Genomic DNA, 3,048 nt, shown 5'->3' with positions numbered 1-3,048 from the left:
CCTTAGACCGCGCAAATGTTTGGATTTCAGGCAACCGCAGATCGTGTTTGATGAACTACGACAGGTTGCTTGATTTGGCGGGTGTTGCACTTCGGAGTTGAATTCGCGGTTGGTTTTACCATAAAGTGGGAATACTGGGTCGCTTTAAGGGAAGCACACCGGACTTTCAAATCACATATATCGAAGCCTTTGATCGACAGAAGCAGCAGGTGCAACTGCGCTATTTTTGCGCCGATGTCGGTTTTGAGCAAATCTGCGTGGCAAATACCGACTTGATACCGGATCATGCAAAAACTGTTCACCATGATTTCTTAGGCAGTTGCTTCACCAAGGAGCGGCGACTGTGGGTTCATTTGCCAAAAACAGGCAAGCTCACCGTTAATATCGGCGGCTTACCTACCCGCGTGTCCTTGGGTGGCAAGAATCACTCCGATGGCCTCGACGTATCATTGATCGAGCGTCATTTCTCATCTGTGCGTCCTAAATACGATCAAGACCAGCGCTATACCGACGCCTGGCTACTAATGGACCGCGATACCCAGGCCGATGACAATGCGGAACACCTGTATCGTTACATCAGTGCGCAATACCCGGAGCAACCCATCTTCTTCGTGTTGCAACAGTCATCTCATGACTGGCCGCGCTTAAGTGCCGAGGGTTTCAATCTGCTAGCCTATGGCAGTGCGGAGCACGAGGCAGCCCTCAAGAGTTGTAGCAAGCTGATTAGCTCCCATATTGATCATTATGTGAGCAACTATCTGGGACCAAAAATGTGGGTCGGTCGGCATCTGGTGTTTCTGCAGCATGGCGTGATTAAGGATGATCTATCCGGCTGGCTTAATCAAAAGGAGCAGATCGACTGTTTTATCACCACCTCAACGGCGGAATATCACTCCGTCGCTGGAGATGATAACGGCTACAAATATACCACGAAAGAGGTAGCCCTGACTGGCCTACCACGTCATGACCGTTTGATCCACGAGACGGCCAAGCGTGAAAAGCTGATCTTGCTGATACCAACCTGGCGCCTGTCTGCTGTTGGGAAAAGAACCGGAAATGGCAGTGAATGCGAGCTCAATCCCGATTTTATGCAGACTGCCTTTGCCGAGCATTGGAGCAGCGTCTTGCACAATCCGCGCCTGCGCGAACTGTGTGAATCATCCGGTTATCGGGTGGTGTTCTTCCCCCACGCCTATATCCAGCCCTATCTCGCGCAATTTGCGGTACCGGACTTTATCGAGGTGATGACCCACGCCGAAGGCAGTATGCAGGACCTGTTCAAACGCGCCGCCATGATGCTCACCGACTACTCCTCAGTGGCCTTCGAAATGGCGATCCAGGGCAAACCGGTACTCTATTATCAGTTTGACGAGGCCGAGATGTTCTCGGGCGGCCATACCTATGCCAAGGGCTATTTCGACTACCGTCAGCACGGCTTTGGGCCTGTGGTGACCGAGGAGCAGGCGCTGTTCGATGAGCTGGCCATCTTACTGGCCAACGAGGCGCGACCGTCGGCACAGGTTTGCCAGCGTATTGCCGACACCTTCCCATTCAACGATGGTAAGAATTGCGAACGGGTATATCAGGCGATATGTGCGTTGGATACGCCCCGTGATCCAGCCTTTATCGACCTCGCCATTGTGCAGCAATACGCCGGGCATGCCACGGCGCAGCGTGTCTGGCCACTGGCCGCACAGCGTTGGCAACTGCTGCATGAGCGGGGCAATGCTGAGATGCAAGCCTTGGCGCTGCAGCCGTGGGCAGAAGCACTGCGAAAATCAGGCCGCACAGGGGAAGCGCAAACCCTGCTCGAATCGATGTTGGATACAGATCAAAACGAATGGGCAAGACAAGAACTGGTTCGTTTGCTGGCGGATCGCCATCAATGGAGAGAAGCCGCAGCATACTGGCAACAGCAGCCACTTCTAACCCTGGCCGACCAACTGTGCTATTTACGCTGCCTGGCTGAAACGAAGCAGGTGGTGGCATTGGAGCTGGCCTTGACACAGCCTTGGGCAGTTGCATTGCCAACTCGGCAACAAGAGCTTGCCCAGGCTTGGTCAGACCTGGCTCAGCAAGATTACGTGGCGGCATCGATTCGTCTGGAAGCCATTCTCGTCGAGTTTGATGAAGCAGAACTTTCTGTGCTGAAACCGCAACTGCTGCTATCTCGTTGCTTGCGGGAGCAAGGCTTGCAAGATGCGGCGCTGTGCCAATTATCGAACTACTTGAAACACACCCAACCTGACCCGCAATGGCGGCTGGAAAAGGCACTGCTCTCGGCTGAAAGGAGACAGTGGGAAGACGTAGTGGTCCAATCGGAACGAGCGTACCAGGTTCTGGCAGATATGCCGGCAGAATTGGTTGCAGTATTCCTGGATGCCCTGTGTCACTTGCGCCTGTTTGACCGTGCCGATGCCACCCTGGCCGCCCTGCCAACAGCGACGCTTGAGACTGCTGCGGTACGGCGGGCCATCCGCGAGCTGAGGTTGGCCGTCGGCATGATGCTACTGGATACAAAGCGCTGGGTAGAAGCGGCCGAGCTGTGGGCAACCCTGCTGGGTGATTCACGAGATGCTCCTTTCCATCTCGCATTGGCCTACCGGATGACAGGGCGACTGGAGGAGGGGCTGGCGCTGTTGCAACAACCAGAGTGCCGGTTGCCTGAGTCGATGCCGGAGTGGCATCTGATGGCCGAACTGGCCCAACTGACCGGACAATGGCAACTAGCGGCTCATTGCTGGGCTGGGCTGCTGCGCTTCTACCCAGATCAGGCTCCAGTGGATTGCTGGGAAAGGCTTAACACGGCCCAGATGCTGCTGGCGATACAGGATGTGCGAAAATAAATCGCATAATTCTGCCGGGAACTGGCTCCAGAGCTCTATTTCCCATCTGTTGCCCAGCCAGAAAAAGGCTGGGCAAGATAAATGGATTGGTCGGCGCGAATTCAACTCCGAAGTGCAACACCCGCCAAATCAAGCAACCTGTCGTAGTTCATCAAACACGATCTGCGGTTGCCTGAAATCCAAACATTTGCGCGGTCTAAGG

The 3,048-nt window shown here is 54.6% G+C and carries 1 protein-coding gene; it reads left to right on the top strand.

Annotated elements, in window-relative coordinates; all coding sequences use genetic code 11:
* Nucleotides 1–209 precede the first annotated feature (209 nt).
* On the top strand, nt 210–2,846 hold the full coding sequence (locus PG883_RS22995) for a CDP-glycerol glycerophosphotransferase family protein (RefSeq protein WP_270808377.1): 2,637 nt from the start codon (nt 210–212) through the stop codon (nt 2,844–2,846).
* Nucleotides 2,847–3,048: the final 202 nt, after the last annotated feature.

The organism is Aeromonas sp. QDB25 (assembly GCF_027707725.1).
Classification (GTDB): Bacteria; Pseudomonadota; Gammaproteobacteria; order Enterobacterales; family Aeromonadaceae; genus Aeromonas; species Aeromonas caviae.
Note: the sequence above shows the minus strand (reverse complement) of the source record. Positions and strands in the feature narration are given on the sequence as shown.